This is a genomic window from Streptomyces luteosporeus (genome assembly GCF_039532865.1).
GTDB classification, from domain to species: domain Bacteria; phylum Actinomycetota; class Actinomycetes; order Streptomycetales; family Streptomycetaceae; genus Streptomyces; species Streptomyces luteosporeus.
In genome coordinates this window covers 360508-385105 of sequence record NZ_BAAASL010000004.1, presented here as the reverse complement: position 1 = coordinate 385105, position 24598 = coordinate 360508, and the positions used below count along the sequence as shown (strand labels likewise).

Genomic DNA, 24598 nt, shown 5'->3' with positions numbered 1-24598 from the left:
TTCATAGTGTTTCGGTGGTCATAGCGTTAGGGAAACGCCCGGTTACATTCCGAACCCGGAAGCTAAGCCTTTCAGCGCCGATGGTACTGCAGGGGGGACCCTGTGGGAGAGTAGGACGCCGCCGAACAAATTTTCAAAAAGCTCCGATGTGTGAACCCAGGTTCATACATCGGAGCTTTTTTGTTTTCGCCTCGTTAACGTCCCCTGGGCACGCTCCGCGCCATGGGGACTGGGACAGCAGCTCAGCTGGCGGCCGCGGGAGTCGGCCCGGGGGACGAGGTCATCGTTCCGTCGTTCGTGACCACTGCCGAGGCCGCCGAGGCCGTTCGGCGTACCGGGGCGATACCGGTCTTCGTGGACATCGACCCCGTCAGTCTCTGCATCGACCCGGCCGCCGTCGCCGACGCCGTGACCCGCCGTACGGCCGCCGTCGTCGCCGCCGAACTCTTCGGGCACTCCGCCGACCTGACCGCCCTGCAAGTCATCGCCGCCGACAACGCCCTCGCCCTCGTCACCACCACCGACCCGCCGCTCGCGCACGCGCCCTCCTCCTGCGAGATCGCCCGCAGGCAGGCCGGCGCCGCCTATCTCGGCGCACGGTTGACCGGGGTCGTGACGCCGTCCGTGGCTCCCGGTGCCGTGCACGAGTACCACGCGTACGTCGTGCGCGTGCCCGGCAACGGGCGGCCCGACAGGGACGCGTTCGCCCGGGCGCTGCGGGCCCGCGGGGTGCGGTGCCGCGTGCCCGTACCGACGCCCGTCCACCGACTTCCGCTGTTCCGCGCCGAATTGTGGCTGCCGGAGACCGAGCGGGCCGCCGGCGAATGCCTGGCCCTGCCGCTGGAAGGGCGGATGTCCCGTCGGGAGCTGCAGCGGATCGTCTCCGCCGCCAATGCGCTCGGTGGACTCCTTCCCGCTGCTGCCTAGCGGCAGCAGCGGGCGGCAGCGAGCGGTCAAAAGCCCGTACGAACATGGGGTATGCTTTATCTCGTCGACAGGGGGAAACCCCGGAAGACGGCGACAAGCCCCAATAGCTCAGTCGGCAGAGCGTCTCCATGGTAAGGAGAAGGTCAACGGTTCGATTCCGTTTTGGGGCTCCGAAGAAGAAGGCCCCCGCCATTCGGCGGGGGCCTTCTGCGTATGCCCTTCGGGCATGCCCTTCACGTATGCCCACTTACTCCTGACGCTCCGGCACGCGCATTGCGAGAATGGCCATGTCGTCCGAGGCCGGTTCGGCAGCGAAACGTTCGACCGCGCGCAGCACGCGTGCCGCCACCGCGCCCGCCGTCAGGCCGGTGCAGGTCGTCAGGACCTCCGTGAGGCCGTCGTCGCCCAGCATGCGGGTGCCCTCGCGGCGCTCGGTGACGCCGTCCGTCACGCACAGCAGGACGTCCCCGGGATCGAGGGTGACCGTCTGCTCGTACAGCTCCAGGTCCTCCATGACGCCGAGCAGCGGCTGCGGGTCGGCGGCGGCCTCGACCGTGCCGTCCTGGCGCAGGCGCAGCGGCAGCGGGTGGCCGGCGCAGACGACCTTGAGGACGGCGCTGCCGTCCTCCTGCGGCCACAGCTCGCCGTAGAGGAGGGTGAGGAAGCGGCTGCGGGCCCCTTCGTCCAGGATGGCGGCGTTGAGGCGTTCCAGCACGGCGGGGCCGCCGAAGCCCTCGCGGGCGAGCAGGCGCAGGGCGTGCCGGGCCAGGCCGGTGACGGCGGCGGCCTCCGGGCCGGTGCCGCACACGTCGCCGATGGCGAAGCCGTAGGCGCCGTCGCGGATGGGGAACAGGTCGTAGAAGTCGCCGCCGACCTCGTTGCCCTCGCCGGCCGCGCGGTAGATGACCTCGACCTCGACGCCGGGGACGTCGGGGAGCTCGGGCGGCAGCAGGCTGCGCTGGAGGCTCTGGCTGATGGCGGTGCGCTCGCTGTAGAGGCGGGCGTTGTCGAGGGCGAGGGCGGCGCGGCGGGAGAGGTCCTCGGCGAGTTCGAGGATCTCCTGGCGGAAGTGGTCGTCGGTGGGCTTGCCGAGGGTGAGCATGCCGATGACGCGGTTGCGGGCCACCAGCGGCAGGACGACGGTCTCGCCGCCGACCGCGGCCGCGGTGGCCAGGGACGGGCCGGGGCCGGGGATGTGGCCGCTGGAGTCGGCGAGGCCGAGGCTGCGCAGGGAGGTGCGCAGGGCGGCGGAGTGGGCGGCCTCGGTGGGGGCCGTCCACACGCGGGCCCCGGGGGTGGGCACGGGGTCCGGGGGCGCGATCTTGGACAGCAGGGCCTTGAGGCCGTCGATGCGGTCCTCGTCCTCGTGCAGGACGTAGGACAGCTCGGGCTCGGAGCTCTGGTCGGCGATGGTGTAGACGGCGCACCAGGTGGCGAGGGTGGGCACGGTCATCTGGGCCATCAGGGCCAGCGTCTGGTCGCGGTCGAGGGTGCCGGCGAGCAGGTCGGAGGCCTCGACGAGGAAGGACAGCGAGCCGCGGCGCAGGCGTTCGAGCTCGCCGAGGCGGGCGGACTCGACGGCGAGGGCGATGCGGTCGGCGGCGAACTGCAGCCGCAGGGCCTCCTCGTTGCCGTAGCGGCGCGGGGCCTCGGCCGCCACGCCCAGGGAGCCGGTGAGGCGGCCCTCCACCTTGAGCGGGACGGTGACGACGGAGCGCATGCCGGTGTCGGCCAGGAGGGGGACGGCGCCGGGCACGGCGCTGAGGTCGTCGTGGACGGCGGGCATGCGGGCGGAGCCGTAGCGTCCGGTGCCGGCCTCCACGGGGACGCGGGCGAAGCGCTGGCGGGTGGAGGGCAGCCCGGTGGAGGCGCGCACCTCCAGCTCGGTCTCGTCGTCGGTGGCGAGCAGCAGGTAGGCGGAATCGCCGTCGAGCATGTCGCGGGCGCGTTCGACCGTGCGCTGCAGCAGGCCGTCGAGGTCGTCGGGGGCGGGGGAGCCGATGAAGACCTCGAAGGGGTCGGTGCTGCCGCGCTCGCTGCTGGAGGTGTCGGTGGCGCTGCTGCGCAGCGGGCTCTGCAGGACGGCGCGCTCGTCGTCCCGTACGAGCAGGCAGACCGTCGAGGGGGCGCCCGTGGTGTCGCGGACGCGCAGGTGGGAGGCGTAGACGGGGATGATGCGGCCGTCGGCGCCCCTTATGCCGTACGAGCCCTCCCAGCGGGACAGGCGCAGGGCCTCCTCGATGCCGGTGGAGGTGCCGGGGGTGTGCGGCCAGGCGGCGAGGTCGGCCAGGGGCCGGCCGAGGACCTGCTTGGCGGGGAAGCCGAAGAGCTCGTGGGCGTCGTCGTTCCAGGCGCCGATGGCGCCGCTGCCGTCGATCTGGACGACGGCGACGCGCACCCGGGTCTCGGCGACGGGCAGGGCCTCGGTGGGCAGCGCGGGACCGGCGGAGCGGGTGCCGGCGGGGCGGTCGGCGAGGTCGAGGCAGAACCAGACGGTCTTGCGGGCGGCCGTGTACTCCACGCCCCAGCGGGCGGCGATGGCGGAGCACAGCAGCAGGCCCCGGCCGCCCTCGCGGTCCAGGCCGCCGGTGGTGCGGCCGGGGGTGTGCACGGGCAGCTCGCGCTCGGGGTAGCGGTCGGAGACCTCGACGCGCACGCCGCCGTCGGAGCGGATGCACTGGACCTCGGCGGCGGTGCCGGCGTGGACGACGGCGTTGGTGACGAGCTCGCTGGTCAGCACGACGGCGTCGTCGATGACGTCGGGGAAGCCCCAGCCCTGGAGGGTGTCGCGGACGAAGGCCCGCGCGGCGGCGACGGAGCGTCCGACCGGCTCGAAGGTGGCGGCAGCCCGCGCGGTGATCACAGGTCTCCTCGTGTTCCTCTCGGCGATCTGCTCACGCATGTGCAGCGCCCCTCCATTGCCCGGCCGGATGCCAGGTTACTTACCTCCGCCGGGTGCGCGGATGCCGGTGCACAGGGATTCCACACTTGGGAGTGCCGGTGCACCGTGTGCGATGCTGCCGACTGTTATGGCCTGGCCGGGCACGGGTGAAACACTGAGCAGCCCGGAAACGGAAAGCCCGACGAGGATGATCGAACCTGCGGGAGGGACACGGTGGAGTCTGGCGCGGCGGCGCGGGGTGCAAGCACGCGCGCGAAGGGCGGACGGTCCCGTTCCAATGGGACGACCGAGGTGGACACCGCCTCCCTGAACCGGCTGCTCGCGGCCCTGGAGGCGATGCGGGACGGCAACTTCCGCAAGCGCCTGACGGTGACCGGCGACGGCGTGACGGCACAGATCGCGGCGGTCTTCAACGAGGTCGCCGACCGCAATCTGCAGCTGACCGGGGAGCTGGCGCGGGTGCGCCGGGTGGTCGGCCGGGAGGGCCGGCTGACCGAGCGGCTGGAGACCGGCGTCTGCGAGGGCGCCTGGGCCTCGGCGATCGACGCGGCGAACGCGCTGGTCGACGACCTGGTGCGGCCGGTGTCGGAGGTGGGCCGGGTGCTGTCGGCGGTGGCCGACGGCGACCTGGAGCAGCGGATGGACCTGCGCTCGGCGGGCCCGGACGGCGCCGCGCACCCGTTGCGGGGCGAGTTCCTCAAGGTGGGGCGCACGGTCAACGGGCTGGTGGACCAGCTCTCGGCGTTCACCGACGAGGTGACGCGGGTGGCCAGCGAGGTCGGCACCGAGGGCAAGCTCGGCGGGCAGGCCCGGGTGCGCGGTATGTCCGGTTCCTGGAAGGATCTGACGGACTCCGTCAACACGATGGCCTCGCGACTGACCGCCCAGGTGCGTGATATCGCGCTGGTGACGACGGCCGTCGCCAAGGGGGACCTCTCCCGCAAGGTCACCGTCCACGTGGCGGGCGAAATGCTGGAGCTGAAGAACACCGTCAACACGATGGTGGACCAGCTCTCCTCCTTCGCCTCCGAGGTCACCCGGGTGGCGCGCGAGGTCGGTACGGAGGGCGAGCTGGGCGGCCAGGCGCAGGTGCCGGGCGTGGCCGGCGTCTGGAAGGACCTCACCGACTCCGTCAACCTCATGGCCGGCAACCTGACGGCCCAGGTGCGCGGCATCGCCCAGGTGACCACGGCCGTGGCCAACGGCGACCTGTCGCAGAAGGTCACGGTGAGCGCGCGCGGCGAGATCGCGCAGCTCGCAGAGACGATCAATCAGATGACGGAGACGCTGCGCACCTTCGCCGACGAGGTCACGCGGGTGGCCAACGAGGTGGGTGCGGAGGGTCTGCTGGGCGGTCAGGCGCAGGTGCCGGGTGCGGCGGGGACGTGGAAGGACCTCACCGACTCGGTGAACACCGCCTTCCGCAACCTCACCGGTCAGGTGCGCGACATCGCGCAGGTGACGACGGCGGTCGCCAACGGCGATCTGGGCCAGAAGGTGACGGTCGACGTCTCCGGCGAGATGCTGGAGCTGAAGAACACCGTCAACACGATGGTCGACCAGCTGTCCTCCTTCGCCTCCGAGGTCACCCGGGTGGCCCGGGAGATCGGGGTCGAGGGCGAGCTCGGCGGTCAGGCGCAGGTGGCGGGCGCGGCGGGGACGTGGAAGGACCTCACCGACTCGGTCAACACGGCCTGGCGCAACCTCACCGGCCAGGTGCGCAACATCGCGCAGGTCACGACGGCGGTCGCCAACGGCGACCTCTCGCAGAAGGTGACGGTCGACGTCTCCGGCGAGATGCTCCAGCTGAAGAACACCGTCAACACCATGGTGGACCAGCTGTCCTCCTTCGCCGACCAGGTCACGCGCATGGCGCGGGACGTCGGCACCGAGGGCCGGCTCGGCGGCCAGGCGAGGGTGGACGGGGTGAGCGGCACCTGGAAGGAGCTCACCGACTCCGTCAACTTCATGGCCGGCAACCTCACCTCGCAGGTGCGTCAGATCGCCCAGGTCACGACGGCGGTGGCGCGCGGTGACCTGTCGCAGAAGATCGACGTGGATGCGCGCGGCGAGATCCTGGAGCTGAAGAACACCATCAACACGATGGTCGACCAGCTCTCCTCGTTCGCCGAGCAGGTGACCCGGGTGGCCCGCGAAGTGGGTACGGAGGGCCGGCTCGGCGGTCAGGCGCAGGTGCCCGGCGTCGCGGGCGTCTGGCGGGACCTGACGGACTCGGTCAACGGCATGGCCGAGAACCTCACCGCACAGGTCCGCAACATCGCGCAGGTCGCCACCGCGGTGGCCCGTGGTGACCTGTCGCAGAAGATCGACGTGGACGCGCGCGGCGAGATCCAGGAGCTGAAGAACACCCTCAACACGATGGTGGACCAGCTGCAGTCGTTCGCCGAGCAGGTGACGCGGGTCGCGCGCGAGGTCGGCACCGAGGGCATCCTCGGTGGCCAGGCCGAGGTGCAGGGCGTCTCGGGCACCTGGAAGGACCTGACGCAGTCGGTCAACTTCATGGCCAACAACCTCACGAGCCAGGTCCGCAACATCGCCGAGGTGACGACGGCGGTCGCCAAGGGCGACCTGTCCAAGAAGATCACCGTCGACGCCAAGGGCGAGATCCTCGAACTGGTCACCACCGTGAACACCATGGTCGACCAGCTCTCGGACTTCGCCGAGCAGGTGACGCGGGTCGCGCGCGAGGTCGGCACCGAGGGCATCCTCGGCGGTCAGGCCCGGGTGCGGGACGTGACCGGCATCTGGAAGGACCTCACCGACAACGTCAACCTGATGGCCACCAATCTGACCACCCAGGTGCGCAACATCTCGCAGGTCGCGGGGGCGGTGGCCAACGGCGACCTCACCAAGAAGATCACGGTCGAGGCGCGCGGCGAGGTCGCGCAGCTCGCCGACACCGTCAACACGATGGTGACGACCCTGTCGTCGTTCGCGGACGAGGTCACCCGCGTGGCGCGCGAGGTCGGCACCGACGGCATCCTCGGCGGCCAGGCCCGGGTGCCCGGCGTCTCCGGCACCTGGAAGGACCTCACCGAGTCGGTGAACTCGATGGCGTCCAACCTCACCGGCCAGGTGCGCAACATCGCGATGGTCACCACCGCCATCGCCCAGGGCGACCTGACCAAGAAGATCGACATCGATGCGCGGGGCGAGATCCTGCAGCTGAAGACGACCATCAACACGATGGTCGACCAGCTGTCCTCCTTCGCCGAGCAGGTCACGCGGGTGGCCCGCGAGGTGGGTACGGAGGGCCAGCTGGGCGGTCAGGCCCGGGTGCGGGACGTCGACGGCACCTGGCGCGACCTGACCGAGTCCGTCAACGAGATGGCCGGCAACCTGACCCGGCAGGTGCGTGCGATCGCCGAGGTGGCCACCGCGGTGACCCGCGGCGACCTCAACCTGAAGATCGAGGTCGATGCGGCCGGCGAGATCCTGGAGCTCCAGGACAACATCAACACGATGATCGCCAACCTGCGCGAGACCACCCTGGCCAACAAGGAGCAGGACTGGCTCAAGGGCAACCTCGCCCGCATCTCCGGCCTGATGCAGGGCCGCCGCGACCTGGAGGACGTCGCCGGGCTCATCATGAGCGAGCTGACCCCCGTGGTCTCCGCGCAGCACGGCGCCTTCTTCCTGGCGATGGCCACCGCCCTGCAGGAGGGCGAGAGCGGCGAGGACGCGTACGAGCTGCGGATGCTCGGTTCGTACGGCTACTCGATGGGGTCGATGCCCACGTCCTTCCGGCCGGGCGAGTCGCTCATCGGTACGGCGGCGCAGGAGAAGCGCACGATCCTGGTGGAGAACGTGCCGCCGGGCTACCTCAAGATCGCCTCCGGCCTGGGCGAGGCGCCGCCGGCCCATGTGATCGTGCTGCCCGTGCTGTTCGAGGGGCAGGTCCTCGGTGTGATCGAGCTGGCGTCCTTCCAGCCGTTCACGCAGATCCAGAAGGACTTCCTCAGCCAGATCGCCGAGATGATCGGCACGAGCGTCAACACCATCAGCGTCAACACCAAGACGGAGATGCTGCTCAAGCAGTCGCAGGAGCTCACCGAGCAACTGCGCGAGCGCTCGGCGGAATTGGAGAACCGGCAGAAGGCGCTGGAGATCTCCAACGCCGAGCTGGAGGAGAAGTCCGAGCGCCTGGCCCGGCAGAACCGCGACATCGAGGTGAAGAACACCGAGATCGAGGAGGCCCGGCAGGTGCTGGAGGAACGGGCCGAGCAGCTCGCGGTCTCCATGCGCTACAAGTCGGAGTTCCTGGCCAACATGTCGCACGAGCTGCGCACCCCGCTCAACTCGCTGCTGATCCTGGCCAAGCTGCTCGCCGACAACGCCGACGGCAACCTCTCGCCCAAGCAGGTGGAGTTCGCCGAGACCATCCACGGCGCCGGCTCGGACCTGCTGCAGCTCATCAACGACATCCTCGACCTGTCGAAGGTCGAGGCGGGCAAGATGGACGTCAGCCCCACCCGCATCGCCCTCGTCCAGCTCGTGGACTACGTGGAGGCCACCTTCCGGCCGCTGACGGCGGAGAAGGGCCTGGACTTCTCGGTGCGGGTCTCCCCGGAGCTGCCCGCCACCCTCCACACCGACGAGCAGCGGCTGCTGCAGGTGCTGCGCAACCTGCTGTCGAACGCGGTGAAGTTCACCGACACCGGCGCGGTGGAGCTGGTGATCCGCCCGGCCGGCCGGGACGTGCCCGACGCCATCCGCGAACAGCTGCTGGAGGCCGGTTCGCTGCGCGACGCGGACGCCGACATGATCGCCTTCTCCGTCACCGACACCGGCATCGGCATCGCCCAGAGCAAGATGCGCGTCATCTTCGAGGCGTTCAAGCAGGCCGACGGCACCACCAGCCGCAAGTACGGCGGCACCGGCCTGGGGCTGTCCATCAGCCGGGAGATCGCCCGCCTGCTGGGCGGCGAGATCGACGCGGCGAGCGAACCGGGCCGCGGCTCGACATTCACCCTGTACCTGCCGCTGAACCCGGGCGAGCTGCCGCCGCACGGCTACCCGCAGCCGGCCGACGAGGCCGCCTTCGCCGAGGGCGGGGGCGTGCCGGAGTCGCCGGCCCGCCAGGCGGCCGGGCTCTTCCTGCGCCGCCGCCGGGCCGCGCAGGCGGCCGGCCAGGCACAGGCGGCGCTGCCGGCCGCCGAGGGCGAGGCCCTGGTCCGGCCGGAGCTGCAGACCGGGGTGCCGCCGGAGCCGGGGGCGATGGTGCACGTCGCCGAACAGCTGGCGCACAGCGGCTTCACCGGGACCTTCAGCGGCGAGAAGGTGCTGATCGTCGACGACGACATCCGCAACGTCTTCGCCCTGACCAGCGTGCTGGAGCAGCACGGGCTGTCGGTGCTGTACGCGGAGAACGGCCGCGAGGGCATCGAGGTGCTCGAACAGCACGACGACGTCGTGGTCGTCCTGATGGACATCATGATGCCGGAGATGGACGGCTACGCGACGACGGCGGCGATCCGCAGGATGCCGCAGTTCGCCGGGCTGCCGATCATCGCGCTGACGGCGAAGGCCATGAAGGGCGACCGGGAGAAGAGCATCGAGGCCGGCGCGTCCGACTACGTCACCAAGCCGGTCGACACCGATCACCTGCTGACGGTGATGGAGCAGTGGATCCGGGCGAAGTGAACGGGTCCGTCCGCAGCCGGACGATGCGGTGACGGACTCACTGACGGTAGGGTCGGTGGCCGGCCGGTGCCCGGACGACCCGGGAACCTTCCGGCCCCGATCCACGTTTCCGCTACGTGCACAGTGACATCGCGGTGACAGGGTGTGGTGACAGGCGGGGTGCGGCTACCATGACCGGCACAAGGACGGGCGGCGCAAGGGAGTCGTCCCCTGGGGCGGCGCCCGGCGCACTGCCGGGACGAGGAGGACGGGCCATGGTGCAGAAGGCCAAGATCCTCCTGGTCGATGACCGGCCGGAAAATCTGCTGGCGCTGGAGGCCATCCTCTCGGCGCTCGATCAGACGCTGGTGCGGGCATCGTCAGGGGAGGAAGCGCTCAAGGCGCTGCTGACGGACGACTTCGCGGTGATCCTGCTGGACGTTCAGATGCCCGGCATGGACGGCTTCGAGACCGCCGCGCACATCAAGCGGCGCGAGCGGACGCGGGACATCCCCATCATCTTCCTCACCGCGATCAACCACGGCCCGCACCACACCTTCCGGGGCTACGCCGCCGGCGCGGTCGACTACATCTCCAAGCCCTTCGACCCGTGGGTGCTGCGCGCGAAGGTCTCGGTCTTCGTCGAGCTGTACATGAAGAACTGCCAGCTGCGCGAGCAGGCCGCCCTGTTGCGCCTGCAGTTGGAGAACGGCGGCCACTCCGGCCGTACGGGAGCGGTGGAGCCCCAGGAGTCCGCCGGCCTGCTGGCCGAGCTCTCCGCCCGGCTGGCCGCCGTCGAGGAGCAGGCCGAGGCGCTGTCCAAACAGCTGGACGAATCCGCCGATGCCGCCGCCGTGGCCACCGCCGCCCACCTGGAGCGCAAGCTCACCGGGCTGCGCCGGGCGCTCGACGCCCTGGAGCCCGGAGCGGGCAGCGCCACCGGCCCGGTGCCCTCGCAGGGCTGAGGTCCTGACACTGCGTCACTCGCCGCCCCGTCGCACCACGACACGAATGGGCTAACGCGCGGCCGCACGTGTACCACCCGGCCGGCAACGGTAATCTCGGCACCATGGCCTCACGTACGTCCGGCAAGGGTTCCCAGAGCACGGCGGGCACCTCGAGGCAGCGCGCCGGGCGCTCCGGAGGCGCCGCCAAGAAGGCAGCCGCCAAGAAGTCGCCGCCCCGGCCCGCGGGCCGGGCCCCCGCCCGCAAGGCGCCCGCCAAGAAGGCCGCCGCACGCCCGGCGGGCGGCGCCCGCCGCGCCGGCCGCGGTCTGGCGCACGGTGTCGGCGGGCTGTTCCGCGGCGTCGGCCGCGGCGCCCGCGGCCTGGACCCCGCCCACCGCAAGGACGGCCTCGCACTGCTCCTGCTGGGCGTGGCCCTCGTCGTCGCGGCCGGCACCTGGTCCAGCCTCGACGGCCCGGTGGGCGACCTCATCCGCACCCTGGTCACCGGCGCCTTCGGCCGCCTGGACCTGGTCGTGCCGATACTGCTGGCCGTCATTGCCTTCCGGCTCTTCCGCCACCCCGAGCGCCCGGAGGCCAACGGACGGATCGTCATCGGCCTGTCCGCGCTGGTCCTCGGCGTCCTCGGGCAGGTGCACATCGCGTGCGGCTCACCGGGCCGCGCCGCGGGCTCCCAGGCGCTGCGGGACGCCGGCGGCATGGTGGGCTGGGCCGCGTCCAAGCCCCTGCTCTTCACCGTCGGCGAGATGCTCGCCGTCCCGCTGCTGGCGCTGCTCACCGTCTTCGGCCTGCTCGTGGTCACCGCCACGCCGGTCAACGCCATCCCGCGCCGGCTGCGCGAGGCCGGCATACGCCTCGGCGTGATCGAGCCCCACCCCGACGAGTACGCGCCCGCGGACCACGGGGAGTACGACGACGAGTGGCGCCAGGCACCCCCGGCCCGCCGCCGGCGCGCCTCCTCCGCCGCCGTCGATCCCGAACACGCCGAGGAAGAGGCGCTCGGCAGGCGCCGGGGGCCCCGCACCGCGCCCGCGGACGCCGCCGCGGGCCGGGAGCCGGACGCCGTGGACCTCGCCGCCGCCGCGGCCGCCTCCCTGGACGGCGCCCTGCTGCACGGCATCCCGCCCACCCCGGTCGTCGCCGACCTCAGCAGCGGCATCTCGGCCGAGGCCGCACCGGCCGAGGTCACCGTGCCCACCGCACGCCCCGGCAAGCGCAAGAGCGCCGCCGTGCCCGGTGTCGTACCGGACCTGACCAAGCCCGCGCCCGAGCCGCCCACCTCCGGCCTGCCGGCGCGCGCCGAGCAGCTGCAGCTCTCGGGCGACATCACCTACGCCCTGCCCTCCTTGGACCTGCTGGAGCGCGGCGGGCCGGGCAAGGCGCGCAGCGCCGCCAACGACGCCATAGTGGCCGCGCTGACCAACGTCTTCTCCGAGTTCAAGGTGGACGCCGCCGTCACCGGCTTCACCCGGGGCCCGACGGTCACCCGCTACGAGGTCGAGCTGGGCCCGGCCGTGAAGGTCGAGCGCATCACCGCGCTCACCAAGAACATCGCCTACGCCGTCGCCAGCCCGGACGTGCGGATCATCAGCCCGATCCCGGGGAAGTCCGCGGTCGGCATCGAGATCCCCAACACCGACCGCGAGATGGTCAACCTCGGCGACGTGCTGCGGCTGGCCGCCGCGGCCGAGGACGACCACCCGATGCTGGTGGCGCTCGGCAAGAACGTCGAGGGCGGCTACGAGATGGCCAACCTCACCAAGATGCCGCACGTCCTGGTCGCGGGCGCCACCGGCTCCGGCAAGTCCTCCTGCATCAACTGCCTGATCACCTCGCTGCTGGTGCGGGCCACGCCCGAGGACGTGCGGATGGTGCTGGTCGACCCCAAGCGCGTCGAGCTCACCGCCTACGAGGGCATCCCGCACCTGATCACGCCGATCATCACCAACCCCAAGCGGGCGGCCGAGGCCCTGCAGTGGGTCGTGCGGGAGATGGACCTGCGCTACGACGACCTGGCCGCCTACGGCTTCCGGCACATCGACGACTTCAACGCCGCCGTGCGTGCCGGGAAGGTCACCGCGCCGGCCGGCAGCGAGCGGGAGCTGCAGCCGTACCCGTACCTGCTGGTGATCGTCGACGAGCTGGCCGACCTGATGATGGTCGCGCCGCGCGACGTCGAGGACTCGATCGTGCGCATCACCCAGCTGGCCCGCGCCGCCGGCATCCACCTGGTGCTCGCCACCCAGCGGCCCTCCGTCGACGTCGTCACCGGTCTCATCAAGGCGAACGTGCCCTCCCGGCTCGCCTTCGCCACCTCCTCGCTGGCCGACAGCCGGGTCATCCTCGACCAGCCCGGTGCGGAGAAGCTCATCGGCAAGGGCGACGGCCTCTTCCTTCCCATGGGCGCCAACAAGCCCGTCCGCATGCAGGGCGCCTTCGTCACCGAGGCCGAGGTCGCGGCGATCGTCCAGCACTGCAAGGACCAGATGGCGCCCGTCTTCCGCGACGACGTCGTGGTCGGCACGGCGCGCAAGAAGGAGATAGACGAGGACATCGGCGACGACCTCGACCTGCTGTGCCAGGCCGCCGAGCTGGTCGTCTCCACCCAGTTCGGCTCGACCTCGATGCTGCAGCGGAAACTGCGTGTGGGATTCGCCAAGGCGGGCAGGCTCATGGACCTGATGGAGTCGCGCAACATCGTGGGCCCCAGCGAGGGCTCCAAGGCGCGCGACGTACTCGTCAAGCCCGACGAGCTGGACGGGGTCCTCGCACTGATTCGCGGGGAGGAGCAGCCGTAGCGGCTGCGAAGCCCCGTCCGGTCCTCGCCGGTCGACGCGCAGTCGAGCGAGGGGGGAGGGGACGATGTGTCATCGTGCTGACCACAGAGTCTTCTGATGGCGTACAAAGTCCGTCTTCCCGCTTGCCCGACCGTTTCGCATGCCCCCTAGACTGAATCCCCAGCAGGTGGCTGCACGCTCGAAAGGCGCCCACGTGTCCATCGGCAACTCTTCAGAGGACGACAGGCCGGAGGACGACCGGCCCTCCGTCGGACGTTCCCTCCAGCAAGCCCGCATCAACGCCGGACTGACCGTGGACGAGGTCAGTTCCGTCACGCGAGTGCGCGTGCCGATCCTGCACGCGATCGAATCGGACGACTTCAGCCGCTGCGGCGGGCGCGTCTACGCCCGCGGGCACATCCGCACCCTGGCGCGCGCCGTCGGCGTCGACCCCGCCCCGCTCGTCGCCCAGTACGACGCCGAGCACGGCGGCCGGCCGGTGCCCACCCCCGCCGCCCCGCTCTTCGACGCCGAGCGCATCCGCCCCGAGCCCCGGCGCCCGAACTGGACGGCGGCGATGGTGGCGGCCATCGTCGCCGTCATCGGATTCGTCGGCTTCACCCTCTTCAGCGGCGGGAGCAAGGACGGCCCGGTGGCCGCCGACCCCGCCTCGGCCAAGCCCTCGGCCGCCCCCAGTGCCAAGGCGGGCCAGAAGAAGGGCAAGGGCGCCACCGACCCCAAGGCGGAGGCCTCGGCCAGTGCCATCGCCGGCGTCCCCGCCAACAAGGTCACCGTCAAGCTCACCGCCGAGAACGGCCAGACCTGGATGTCCGCCAAGGACGGCACCGGGAAGATCCTCGACGAAGGCGTGCTCAAACAGGGCGCCTCCCGCACCTTCACCGACAACAAGCGCATCGACCTCGTCCTCGGCAACGCCGGAGCCGTACAGCTGTTCGTCAACGGCAAGGAGATCAAGAACCTCGGCCAGGACGGCCAGGTCCAGCGGCTGAGCTACACCCGGGGCGACCCGACCACTGGCTGACCGGCGGCGGCAGCCCCGCGCGGCGGGCGCCGGGGAGCCCGGGGTGATCAGGCTCTCCGTGCCCGTCGGCCACTCGGCAGCGGATGCGGTGCCGGGACAAAGTAGGCTGAGCCCTATGCCCGAACGCCGTACCGTCGCTCTTGTCACACTTGGCTGCGCCCGTAACGAGGTGGACTCGGAGGAGCTGGCAGGCCGCTTGGCGGCGGACGGCTGGGACCTCGTGCAGGACGCCGCCGACGCCGACGTGGCCGTCGTCAACACCTGCGGCTTCGTCGACGCCGCCAAGAAGGACTCCGTCGACGCCCTCCTGGAGGCCAACGACCTCAAGGAGCACGGCCGCACCCAGGCCGTCGTGGCCGTCGGCTGCATGGCCGAGCGCTACGGCAAGGAGCTCGCCGACGCGCTGCCCGAGGCCGACGGCGTGCTCGGCTTCGACGACTACGCCGACATCTCCGACCGCCTGCAGACCATCCTCTCCGGCGGCATCCACGCCTCCCACGCCCCGCGCGACCGGCGCAAGCTGCTGCCGATCAGCCCCGCGGAGCGCCAGGCCGCCACCGGCGTGGCCCTGCCCGGTCACGCCCAGGACGCCCCGGACCACGAGGAGAGCGCCCCGGCCGACCTGCCGGCGGGCCTCGCCCCGGCCTCCGGGCCGCGCGCCCCGCTGCGCCGCAGGCTCGGCAGCAGCCCGGTCGCCTCGGTGAAGCTGGCCTCCGGCTGCGACCGCCGCTGCTCCTTCTGCGCGATCCCCTCCTTCCGCGGCTCCTTCGTCTCGCGCCGTCCCTCCGACGTGCTGAACGAGACGCGCTGGCTGGCCGAGCAGGGGGTCAAGGAGATCATGCTGGTCTCCGAGAACAACACCTCCTACGGCAAGGACCTCGGCGACATCCGGTTGCTGGAGTCGCTGCTGCCGGAGCTCGCCGCCGTCGACGGCCTGGAGCGCATCCGGGTCAGCTACCTGCAGCCGGCCGAGCTGCGGCCCGGCCTGATCGACGTGCTCACCTCGACCGAGAAGGTCGCCCCCTACTTCGACCTGTCCTTCCAGCACTCCGCCCCCGGCGTGCTGCGGGCGATGCGCCGCTTCGGCGACACCGACCGCTTCCTGGAGCTGCTGGAGACCATCCGCACCAAGGCGCCGCAGGCCGGCGCCCGCTCCAACTTCATCGTCGGCTTCCCCGGCGAGAGCGAGGCCGACCTCGCCGAGCTCGAGCGCTTCCTGAACGGGGCGCGACTGGACGCCATCGGCGTCTTCGGCTACTCCGACGAGGAGGGCACCGAGGCGGCCACCTACGCCGACAAGCTGCCCGAGGACGTCGTCGCCGAGCGCCTGGCGCACATCTCCCGGCTGGCCGAGGAGCTCACCGCGCAGCGCGCGGAGGAGCGTGTCGGTGAGACGATCGAGGTACTCGTCGAGCGCGTGGACGACGAGGACGGCGTGATCGGACGCGCGGCCCACCAGGCGCCCGAGACCGACGGCCAGGTGCGGCTCACCATGGACTCCATGGACGCCGCACAGGCCACTGCCGGCCGCATGGTGGTCGCCAAGGTGGTGGCGAGCGAGGGCGTGGACCTCGTCGCCGAGCCGCTGGGGAGCGGGGGCGGGTGTACCGAGGAGGCGGGCAGATGAGCGGACTCCCAGCCTCCGCCACGGGCGGCCCGGCGCCGCGTACGGGCGTCCGGCCGGCCGGGCTGTGGAACATCGCCAACATCCTCACCATGATCCGCCTGGTCCTGGTGCCGGGGTTCGTGCTGTTGATGATGCACGGCGGCGGGACCGACCCGGCCTGGCGCTCCTTCGCGTGGGCGGCGTTCGCGGTCGCCATGATCACCGACCTCTTCGACGGTCACCTGGCGCGGACGTACAACCTGGTCACCGACTTCGGCAAGATCGCCGATCCCATCGCCGACAAGGCGATCATGGGCGCGGCGCTGATCTGCCTGTCCGTGCTCGACGACCTGCCGTGGTGGGTCACGGGCGTGATCCTGCTGCGCGAGATCGGCATCACGCTGATGCGGTTCTGGGTCATCCGGCACGCGGTGATCCCGGCCAGCCGCGGCGGCAAGCTGAAGACGCTCTTCCAGGGCGTCGGCACGGGCATGTACATCCTCCCCCTCGAAGGCCCGCTCGCGACCTTGCGCTTCTGGGTGATGGCGGTCGCCGTCGTGTTGACGGTGCTGACCGGGCTCGACTACGTGAAGGAAGCCCTGCGGCTGCGCCGGGCCGGACGGGCGGCCCCGAAGGAGTCCGCACGGTGAGCGCCGCGGCCGTGCTGGCGGCGCTGGAGGCCCGCGGGCAGACCGTCGCCGCCGCCGAGTCCCTGACCGGGGGCCTGGTCGTGGCCGAGCTGACCGCCGTCGCCGGCGCCTCGCGCTCGGTGCGCGGATCGGTCACCGCGTACGCCACCGACGTCAAGCGCGACGTGCTGGGCGTGGACGGGGAGCTGCTCCGGGCGCGCGGTGCCGTCGACGCCGAGGTGGCCCGTTCGATGGCCGAGGGCGTGCGCCGGCTGCTGGCCGCCGACTGGGGCATCGCGACCACGGGCGTGGCCGGGCCCGACGCACAGGACGGCAAGGCCGTCGGCACGGTCTTCGTGGCGGCCGTGGGTCCGAGGGGCTCCGGAGATGTCCGGGAACTGTCGCTGAACGGCGACCGGGCGGGTATCCGGAGGGAAAGCGTACGGGCGGTCCTCGCGCTGCTCCTGCGCGAACTGACAGAGAACGCGGGGGCAAAGGATACGGAACACGACGGGGGGAATTGATGTTTGCAGCCCTGAGTGAACACGACATAGCTCCCCGCACGGCCGCACCCCGAGGCGGTACGGTGGGGCGTGAAGGAACCGGATTCGCGGTCCAAGGAGGGAGCCACCGATGATTCTGCTCCGTCGCCTGCTGGGTGACGTGCTGCGTCGGCAGCGCCAACGCCAGGGCCGCACTCTGCGCGAGGTCTCCTCCTCCGCCCGGGTCTCGCTCGGCTACCTCTCGGAGGTCGAGCGCGGGCAGAAAGAGGCGTCCTCCGAGCTTCTCTCCGCAATCTGCGACGCTCTGGACGTACGGATGTCCGAGGTCATGCGCGAGGTGAGCGACGAGCTGTCGCTGGCCGAGCTGGCGCAGTCGGCGGCGGCGAGCGAGCCGGTACCCGCGCCGATGCGGCCGATGTTCAACCCGATGTCCGTGCCGTCCGTCACGGGCGTTCCGGGCGAACGCGTGACGATCAAGGCTCCGGCAGAGGCCGTCGACGTGGTCGCGGCCTGATCAGGGGCCCTGCCGGCCCCCGGGCCGGCGCCGTCCGGAAGGCGTCCGTTTCACCTGCGAGATCCCGGTCAGAAGCCTGACCGGGATCTCCGTTTTTCCGGCCGCCCTCGGCACCCGGCCGGTCCGGCGCCTTTGTGCCATGGTGGAGGAACGGGATCCCTATGGATCAATCGGTGCGAACCGGTCGCAGAGTCGCAGAGGAGGACATGCATGTCTGTCGTCAAGAGCCCGCTGCCCGAACAGGACCGGAACATCGTCGGTGACGCCCTGCAGGGCGCCCTCGTCGATCTCGTCGACCTCTCGCTCCTCGCCAAGCAGGTGCACTGGAACGTCGTCGGCCCCCGCTTCCGTTCCGTCCACCTCCAGCTCGACGAGGTCGTCGCCAGCGCCCGCCAGCACATGGACACCGTCGCGGAGCGCGCCTCCGCGCTCGGCATCTCTCCGGACGGCAGGGCCGAGACCGTCGCCAAGACCAGCGGCATCGACCCCGTCGGCGGCGGCTGGACCAAGGACAACGAGGTCGTCCGCATCATGATCGCCGCTCTGGGGACCGTCATCGCCCGGATGCGCGAGCGCATCGAGGCCACCGAGAAGCCGGACCCGGTCACCCAGGACCTGCTCATCGGCCTCACCGGCGACCTCGAGAAGCACCACTGGATGTTCCAGGCCGAGAACGCCTGAGGCCCGCCCCCCGGTGGCGGGGGCGGCGCGCAGACGGTCTCCTGAGGGCATGAGCGAGCACCCGGTGATCCGCTACACGCGCGAGCTGATGGTGGTCACGGACCTCGACCAGGCGGCCGCCGGCGTCTTCGTGCGCACCGTCTACCAGGAGGGCGTGCACGAGGGCGAGCAGCGCGTCATCGCCGAGGTGCACCGGCGCGACCGGGAGATCGCCGAGCTCGAACAGCAACTGGCCAGGCTGCGCGCGACGCCGCCGGCCGACGGGCCCGCTGCGTAGGGACCGTTCCGCGCGGTCGTCCCGCTGCTCGCCCGTTGTCGTACGGGCGGGTGCCGGAGGAAGCCGAAGGAGGCAGCTCGATGGTCCGGCACGACCGGGGGCCCACGGGGGCGTTCGGCCGGATCCTCGTGCTGCTGGTGGCCGGACTGTGGTGCTGGGCCGTCTACCGGCTGCTCCTGCAGCCGGGGCGGGCCGGCTTCATGGAGGGCATCGTCGCCGCAGGCGGCTGGGGGCTGAGCCTGCTGCCCGTCCACTGCGCCCCGCGGGGGCGGGAGGGCTCCCGGCGGGCACCCGACGACGACCGGCCCGGGGACGGCCGGCCCGGGGACGCCGGAGAGGCCGTCGGCGATGCCGTCGGCGAGGAGCCCTGAGCCCCGTCCATCGCCCTTCCGGGCTGCCGGACGCGATCCGCCGTCACTCGTTCGGGTCAACGGCTGGCGCCGGCGGGCCCGCCTGGCAGTGCGGGCACCAGAACGTCGTACGCTCCCGGCCCGCCGTGCCCTGGGCGGCGGCCAGCACCGGGGAGCCGCAGCGGCGGCAGGGCCGCTCGGCCCGCCCGTAGACCCACAGCCGGCGGTCCGGGCGGGCGTCGGCCGTCGTGATGCGGGCCGGGCGCGCCTTGTTGGCCTCCAGCAGCTTCTTCGCCAGCCCCACCAGCCGCCCCGGGTCGGGCAGCGAGGCGACCGGCAGCCACGGGGAGACGCGCAGCAGGAAGCACAGCTCGGACTTGTACACATTGCCGATGCCGGCGAGATTGCGCTGGTCGAGCAGCGCCTCGCCCACCGTGCGCCCCGGGTCGGACAGCAGACGGCGCACGGCCTCCTCCGCGTCCCAGTCCGCCCCCAGCAGGTCGGGGCCCAGGTGCCCCACCACCTCGGACTCGTCGGCCGTGCGCAGCAGGTCCAGCGCGGGCAGCCGGTAGCCGACGGCGGTGCGCTCGGCGGTGCCGAGCACGGCACGGATCTGGTGGTGGGGGCCGCCGCGCGGGGGCTCGCCCGTGCGGCCCACGCGCCACGAGCCGTCCATGCCGAGGTGGGAGTGGAGCGTCAGACCACCCTCGACGCGGGTGAGCAGGTGCTTGCCACGGGGGACCACCTCGGTGACCGTCCGGCCGGTGAGATCGGTGGTGGCGAGCCGGGGAACCCGCAGGTCGCTACGGGTCAGCACGGCGCCGGCCAGGGCCTCGTGCAAGGTCCGGGCGGTGCGCCAGACGGTGTCTCCCTCGGGCATCTGCGTCACTCCTCCTTCCGGCTCGGCCCGCTGAGCCCATGGTGTGGGCAGGTCACGAGGGCCGCAGGCGCAACCCCCGGGGCGTGGCGTGGAAGCCGGCCCCCTCCAGCACGCTGCCCAGCGGCGAGGTCAGGGCGGCGGCGCCGTTCACCCGTTCGACGGTGACGGTGCCCAGGGCCCCGGCACGGGCCGCCTCCGCGAGGGCCCCGGCGGCCTCCCGCAGCGCCGGGTCGCCGGCACCGGCCCCGGCGTCCTGGGGCCAGGCCAGCATGGTCTTGCCACCGCGCTCCATGTACAGCACGAGGGCGCCGTCGACCAGCACCACCAGCGAGCCCGCCTTGCGGCCCGCCTTGTGGGTGGCGCCCTCGGGGGGCTCGGGCCACGGCAGGGCGGCACCGTAGGCGTTGGCGGGGTCGGCGGCCGCCAGGACGACCGCGCGGCCCCCGTCCCGGGCGGGCGGCCGGGCCTCCCACGGGGCGGCCGGGGCCGGCGCCCCGGCCCGCTCGCGGGCGGTGTTGACGGCCCGCAGCCGGTCGACCGCGCCGTCCATGGCGAACTGCGCGGCACCCAGGCCCTCGACGACGTAGCCCCGCCGGGCCTGACCGCTCTCCTCGAAGACCGACAGCACCCGGTAGGCCGCGGAGAAGCCGCCCTCCACGCCCTCGGCCGCCACGGCCCCGCGCGTGACCACGCCATGGCGGTCCAGCAGGGTGCGGGCCAGGGCGTGGGCCCGGTGCGTCGGCTCGGTCTCCCGCTCCGGCAGCAGCGACCAGCGGCCCGCCACCGTCGGCGGCCCGCCGCGGGAGGCCGTGGCCCGCAGCCCGGCGGCGCCCGCCCCCGTACGGGCGGTGAAGGCGCCGAAGCGGCCGCGCGGGACGGCGCGCTTCGCGCGGTGCGCGGTGGAGCCGGCGGTGCGCCCGGAGCCCAGCAGCGAGCGCAGCGGCGCCAGGGTGTCGTTGGTCAGCCTGCCCGACCAGGCCAGCTCCCACAGGGCGTCGGCGATCTGCGCGTCCGTGCCGGGGGAGCCGTCGAAGCCGGGGTCGGCGGCGCGCACCCGGTCGGCGATCTGGCGGAAGAACAGGCCGTAGCCGCCGGAGAGGGCTCCCAGAACGGCGTGGTGCAGCGGCGAGAGCTCCAGCGGGTGCGGGTCGGGCAGCAGCAGCGGGGCGGCGTCGGCGAGCAGCAGGGTGACCCAGCCGTCCTTGCCCGGCAGGGCGCCCGCGCCCGCCCACACCACCTCGCCGGCCGCCGTGAGCTCGTCCAGCATCGCCGGGGAGTAGTCGCGCACCCGGGCGGGCAGCACCAGCTTCTCCAGCGCCGAGGCGGGCACGGGCGCGCCCTGCAACTGCTCGACGGCGCGCAGCAGCCCGTCCACCCCGCGCAGGCCGTGGGAGCCGACGTGCTGCCAGGCCGGCAGGAACGCCGCCAGGGTCGTCGGCGGCACCGGCTCCAGCTCCTGCCGCAACGCGGCCAGCGAGCGGCGGCGCAGCCGGCGCAGCACGGCCGCGTCGCACCACTCCTGCCCGATGCCGGAGGGGTGGAACTCGCCCTGGACGATGCGGCCGGCCGCCGCCAGGCGGTGCAGGGCGCCGTCGGTGACCGCCGTGCCCAGGCCGAAGCGGGCGGCGGCCGCGGCCGAGGTGAAGGGGCCGTGGGTGCGGGCGTAGCGCGCCAGCAGGTCGCCCAGCGGGTCCTTGACGGGCTCGGTGAACGCCTCGGGGACCCCGACGGGCAGGGCGGTGCCCAGCGCGTCGCGCAGCCGGCCGGCGTCCTCGACCGCCGCCCAGTGGTCGCGGCCGGCGATGCGCACCTGCAGGGCCCGCCGGGCGGTGGCCAGCTCCTTGGCCCACTGCGGCTCGGCGCCGCGCTCCGCCAGCTCCTGGTCGGTCAGCGGCCCCAGCAGCCGCAGCAGGTCGGCGACGCCTTCGGCGTCCTTGACCCGCCGGTCCTCGGTCAGCCACTGCAGCTCGCGCTCCAGCTCGGTGAGCACCTCGGCGTCCAGCAGCTCGCGCAGCTCGGCCTGGCCCAGGAGCTCCGCCAGCAGCCGCGAGTCCAGGGACAGGGCGGCGGCGCGGCGCTCGGCCAGCGGGGAGTCGCCCTCGTAGAGGAACTGGGCGACGTAGCCGAAGAGCAGGGAACGGGCGAACGGCGAGGGCTCGGGCGTGGTGACCTCGACCAGGCGGACCCGGCGGGCCTCGATGTCGCCCATCAGCTCGACGAGCCCCGGCACGTCGAAGACGTCCTGCAGGCACTCGCGGACCGCCTCCAGGACGATCGGGAACGACCCGAACTCGCTCGCCACCTGCAGCAGCTGCGAGGCCCGCTGGCGCTGCTGCCACAGCGGGGTGCGCTTGCCGGGGTTGCGGCGCGGCAGCAGCAGGGCGCGGGCCGCGCACTCGCGGAAGCGGGAGGCGAACAGGGCGGAGCCACCCACCTGGTCGGTGACGATCCCCTCGACCTCGCCCTTGTCGAAGACGACGTCGGCGGCCCCGACGGGGGACTGCTCGCCGTCGTACTCCGCGCCCTGGCGGGCCGGGTCGGCGTCCAGCAGGTCCAGACCGAGCAGGTCGGCGTCCGGCAGCCGCAGCACGATGCCGTCGTCGGCGTGCATCACCTGGGCGTCCATGCCGTACCGCTCGGCCAGCCTGGCACCCAGGGCCAGCGCCCAGGGAGCGTGCACCTGGGCCCCGAAGGGGGAGTGGACGACCACGCGCCAGTCGCCCAGCTCGTCACGGAACCGCTCGACGACCACCGTGCGGTCGTCGGGCACGTGGCCGCAGGACTCGCGCTGCTCCGCCAGGTAGGCGAGGACGTTGTCGGCGGCGCGGTCGTCGAGGCCGGCGCCGGTGAGCCGGGTACGGGCGGCATCCGGCGCCATGGCACCGATCTCGCGCAGGAACGCCCCCAGCGCACGGCCCAGTTCCAGCGGGCGGCCCAGCTGGTCGCCCTTCCAGAAAGGCAGCCGGCCCGGGGTGCCGGGCGCCGGCGTGACCAAAACGCGGTCGCGCGTGATGTCCTCGATGCGCCACGAGGTGGTGCCGAGGGTGAACACGTCGCCCACGCGGGACTCGTAGACCATCTCCTCGTCCAGCTCGCCGACGCGGCCGCCGCCCTTCTTGGGGTCGGCCCCGGCCAGGAAGACGCCGAACAGGCCGCGGTCGGGGATGGTGCCGCCGGAGGTGACCGCGAGCCGCTGGGCTCCGGGCCGGCCCGTGAGCGTGCCGGTGACGCGGTCCCACACCAGGCGCGGCCGCAACTCGGCGAAGGCGTCGGAGGGGTAGCGGCCGGCGAGCATGTCGAGGACGCCGGTGTAGGCGGACTCCGGCAGGGAGGCGAAAGGGGCGGCCCGGCGCACCAGGGCCAGCAACTCGTCGACGTCCCAGGCGTCCATGGCGGTCATGGCCACGATCTGCTGGGCCAGGACGTCCAGCGGGTTGGCCGGCACGCGCAGCGCCTCGATGGCCCCCTGCCGCATCCGCTCCGTCACCACGGCCGCCTGCACCAGGTCGCCGCGGTACTTGGGGAAGACCACGCCGGTGGAGACCGCGCCCACCTGGTGGCCGGCGCGGCCGACGCGCTGCAGCCCCGAGGCCACCGACGGCGGTGACTCGACCTGGACGACCAGGTCGACGGCGCCCATGTCGATGCCGAGCTCCAGGCTGGAGGTGGCGACCACGGCCGGCAGCCGGCCGGCCTTGAGGTCCTCCTCGACCAGGGCGCGCTGCTCCTTGGACACCGAGCCGTGGTGGGCGCGGGCCAGCACGGGCGGGGCGCCCTTGGCCGGGCCGGAGCCGCCCATCAACTCGGCGGGGGAGTGGTCCTCCGGCAGGGGCTCGCCGGTGGCGCGCTCGTGGGCGATCTCGTTGAGCCGGTTGCACAGCCGCTCGGCCAGGCGTCGGGAGTTGGCGAAGACGATCGTGGAGCGGTGCTCCTGCACCAGGTCGGTGATGCGCTCCTCGACGTGCGGCCAGATCGAGGGCCGCTCCTTGCCGTCGCCGCCCTCCTGCACGGGGGAGCCGCCGAGCTCGCCCAGATCCTCCACCGGGACGACCACCGACAGGTCGAACTCCTTGCCGGACGGCGGCTGGACGATCTCCACCCTGCGCTGCGGGGAGAGGTAGCGCGCCACCTCGCCGACCGGCCGCACCGTCGCCGACAGCCCGATGCGCCGGGCGGGGCGCTCCAGAAGATCGTCCAGACGTTCGAGGGACAGGGCGAGGTGGGCGCCGCGCTTGGTGCCGGCGACCGCGTGCACCTCGTCGAGGATCACCGTCTCCACCCCCGTGAGCGCCTCCCGCGCCGCGGAGGTGAGCATGAGGAACAGCGACTCGGGCGTGGTGATCAGAATGTCCGGCGGCCGGGTGATCAGGGCGCGGCGCTCGGCCGGGGGCGTGTCGCCGGAGCGGATGCCGACGCGGACCTCCGGCTCGGGCAGCCCCAGGCGCACCGCCTCCTGCCGGATGCCGGTCAGCGGACTGCGCAGGTTGCGCTCGACGTCCACGGCCAGCGCCTTGAGCGGGGAGACGTACAGCACCCGGCAGCGCTTCCTGCGCTCGGCCGGCGGCGGGCTGCCGGCCAGCCGGTCCAGGGAGGCGAGGAAGGCCGCCAGGGTCTTGCCGGAGCCCGTGGGCGCGACGACCAGGACGTCCGAACCGGCACCCAGGGCCCGCCAGGCACCCGCCTGGGCGGCCGTCGGCGCGCTGAACGCCCCCGTGAACCAGGAGCGGGTCGCGGGGGAGAACGCGGCGAGGGCCGCCGCCGGGTCCCCGGCCGGTCCGTCCGCGGCCGGGGCCGCCGTGTCGTTCGCCATGCCACCCATCGTGCACCGCACCACTGACAAAGCCCGAGCCCACGAAGATCCTCCGGAAAGCCCCGGAGGAGACAGCCCCGAGCAGCGCCCCG

At 72.7% G+C, this 24598-nt stretch carries 15 protein-coding genes, 1 tRNA gene and 1 rRNA gene; 14 read left to right on the top strand and 3 right to left on the bottom strand.

The features are described from left to right. Positions 1–10 precede the first annotated feature (10 nt). From rrf to ABD361_RS07295, 3 genes are all read left to right on the top strand, one after another. Positions 11–127: ribosomal RNA gene (rrf, locus tag ABD361_RS07305) — 5S ribosomal RNA — on the top strand. A 95-nt stretch (positions 128–222) separates the two neighbouring features. Further along, positions 223–927: a DegT/DnrJ/EryC1/StrS family aminotransferase gene (locus ABD361_RS07300; RefSeq protein WP_344433966.1), complete on the top strand. Its 705-nt coding sequence runs from the start codon at positions 223–225 to the stop codon at positions 925–927. Positions 928–1024: 97 nt separating this feature from the next. Beyond that, positions 1025–1097: transfer RNA gene (locus ABD361_RS07295), tRNA-Thr, on the top strand. 77 nt (positions 1098–1174) lie between these two features. Here the strand turns inward: ABD361_RS07295 and ABD361_RS07290 are convergent. Then, a complete protein-coding gene (locus tag ABD361_RS07290; RefSeq protein ID WP_344433965.1) occupies positions 1175–3829 on the bottom strand; it encodes a SpoIIE family protein phosphatase in 2655 nt (884 codons plus the stop codon). 213 nt (positions 3830–4042) lie between these two features. Here ABD361_RS07290 and ABD361_RS07285 point away from each other — a divergent pair, with 213 nt between their 5' ends. The 11 genes from ABD361_RS07285 to ABD361_RS07235 all read left to right on the top strand — a co-directional run bounded on the left by ABD361_RS07285 (position 4043) and on the right by ABD361_RS07235 (position 18837). Then, a complete protein-coding gene (locus ABD361_RS07285; RefSeq protein WP_344433964.1) occupies positions 4043–9493 on the top strand; it encodes a HAMP domain-containing protein in 5451 nt (1816 codons plus the stop codon). Between the two features lie 254 nt (positions 9494–9747). Further along, a complete protein-coding gene (locus tag ABD361_RS07280) occupies positions 9748–10437 on the top strand; it encodes a response regulator (RefSeq protein WP_344433962.1) in 690 nt (229 codons plus the stop codon). A 104-nt stretch (positions 10438–10541) separates the two neighbouring features. After that, entirely contained in the window at positions 10542–13235 is a 2694-nt protein-coding gene (locus ABD361_RS07275) for a DNA translocase FtsK (protein WP_344433961.1), read from the top strand. A 193-nt stretch (positions 13236–13428) separates the two neighbouring features. Next, positions 13429–14256, top strand: a complete 828-nt coding sequence (locus tag ABD361_RS07270) for a helix-turn-helix domain-containing protein (RefSeq protein WP_344433960.1) — start codon at positions 13429–13431, stop codon at positions 14254–14256. A 115-nt stretch (positions 14257–14371) separates the two neighbouring features. Further along, positions 14372–15883 (top strand): 30S ribosomal protein S12 methylthiotransferase RimO, encoded by a 1512-nt coding sequence (gene rimO, locus ABD361_RS07265; RefSeq protein ID WP_344433959.1) that lies wholly within the window; start codon positions 14372–14374, stop codon positions 15881–15883. After that, entirely contained in the window at positions 15880–16512 is a 633-nt protein-coding gene (gene pgsA, locus ABD361_RS07260) for a CDP-diacylglycerol--glycerol-3-phosphate 3-phosphatidyltransferase (protein ID WP_344433958.1), read from the top strand. The genes rimO and pgsA overlap by 4 nt, the downstream gene beginning before the upstream one ends. Continuing rightward, positions 16509–17015 (top strand): CinA family protein, encoded by a 507-nt coding sequence (locus ABD361_RS07255; RefSeq protein ID WP_344433957.1) that lies wholly within the window; start codon positions 16509–16511, stop codon positions 17013–17015. The genes pgsA and ABD361_RS07255 overlap by 4 nt, the downstream gene beginning before the upstream one ends. A gap of 109 nt (positions 17016–17124) precedes the next feature. Further along, positions 17125–17508, top strand: a complete 384-nt coding sequence (locus ABD361_RS07250) for a helix-turn-helix domain-containing protein (RefSeq protein WP_344433956.1) — start codon at positions 17125–17127, stop codon at positions 17506–17508. A gap of 210 nt (positions 17509–17718) precedes the next feature. After that, positions 17719–18189, top strand: a complete 471-nt coding sequence (locus tag ABD361_RS07245; RefSeq protein WP_344433955.1) for a Dps family protein — start codon at positions 17719–17721, stop codon at positions 18187–18189. A gap of 49 nt (positions 18190–18238) precedes the next feature. After that, positions 18239–18466, top strand: a complete 228-nt coding sequence (locus ABD361_RS07240) for a hypothetical protein (protein ID WP_344433954.1) — start codon at positions 18239–18241, stop codon at positions 18464–18466. Between the two features lie 80 nt (positions 18467–18546). Beyond that, positions 18547–18837: a hypothetical protein gene (locus ABD361_RS07235; RefSeq protein WP_344433953.1), complete on the top strand. Its 291-nt coding sequence runs from the start codon at positions 18547–18549 to the stop codon at positions 18835–18837. A gap of 43 nt (positions 18838–18880) precedes the next feature. Here ABD361_RS07235 and ABD361_RS07230 read toward each other — a convergent pair whose 3' ends face one another. Together ABD361_RS07230 and ABD361_RS07225 are read right to left on the bottom strand one after the other, a co-directional pair. Then, positions 18881–19696: a DNA-formamidopyrimidine glycosylase family protein gene (locus tag ABD361_RS07230; RefSeq protein ID WP_344433952.1), complete on the bottom strand. Its 816-nt coding sequence runs from the start codon at positions 19694–19696 to the stop codon at positions 18881–18883. A 52-nt stretch (positions 19697–19748) separates the two neighbouring features. Next, entirely contained in the window at positions 19749–24506 is a 4758-nt protein-coding gene (locus ABD361_RS07225) for an ATP-dependent helicase (protein WP_344433951.1), read from the bottom strand. Positions 24507–24598 lie beyond the last annotated feature (92 nt).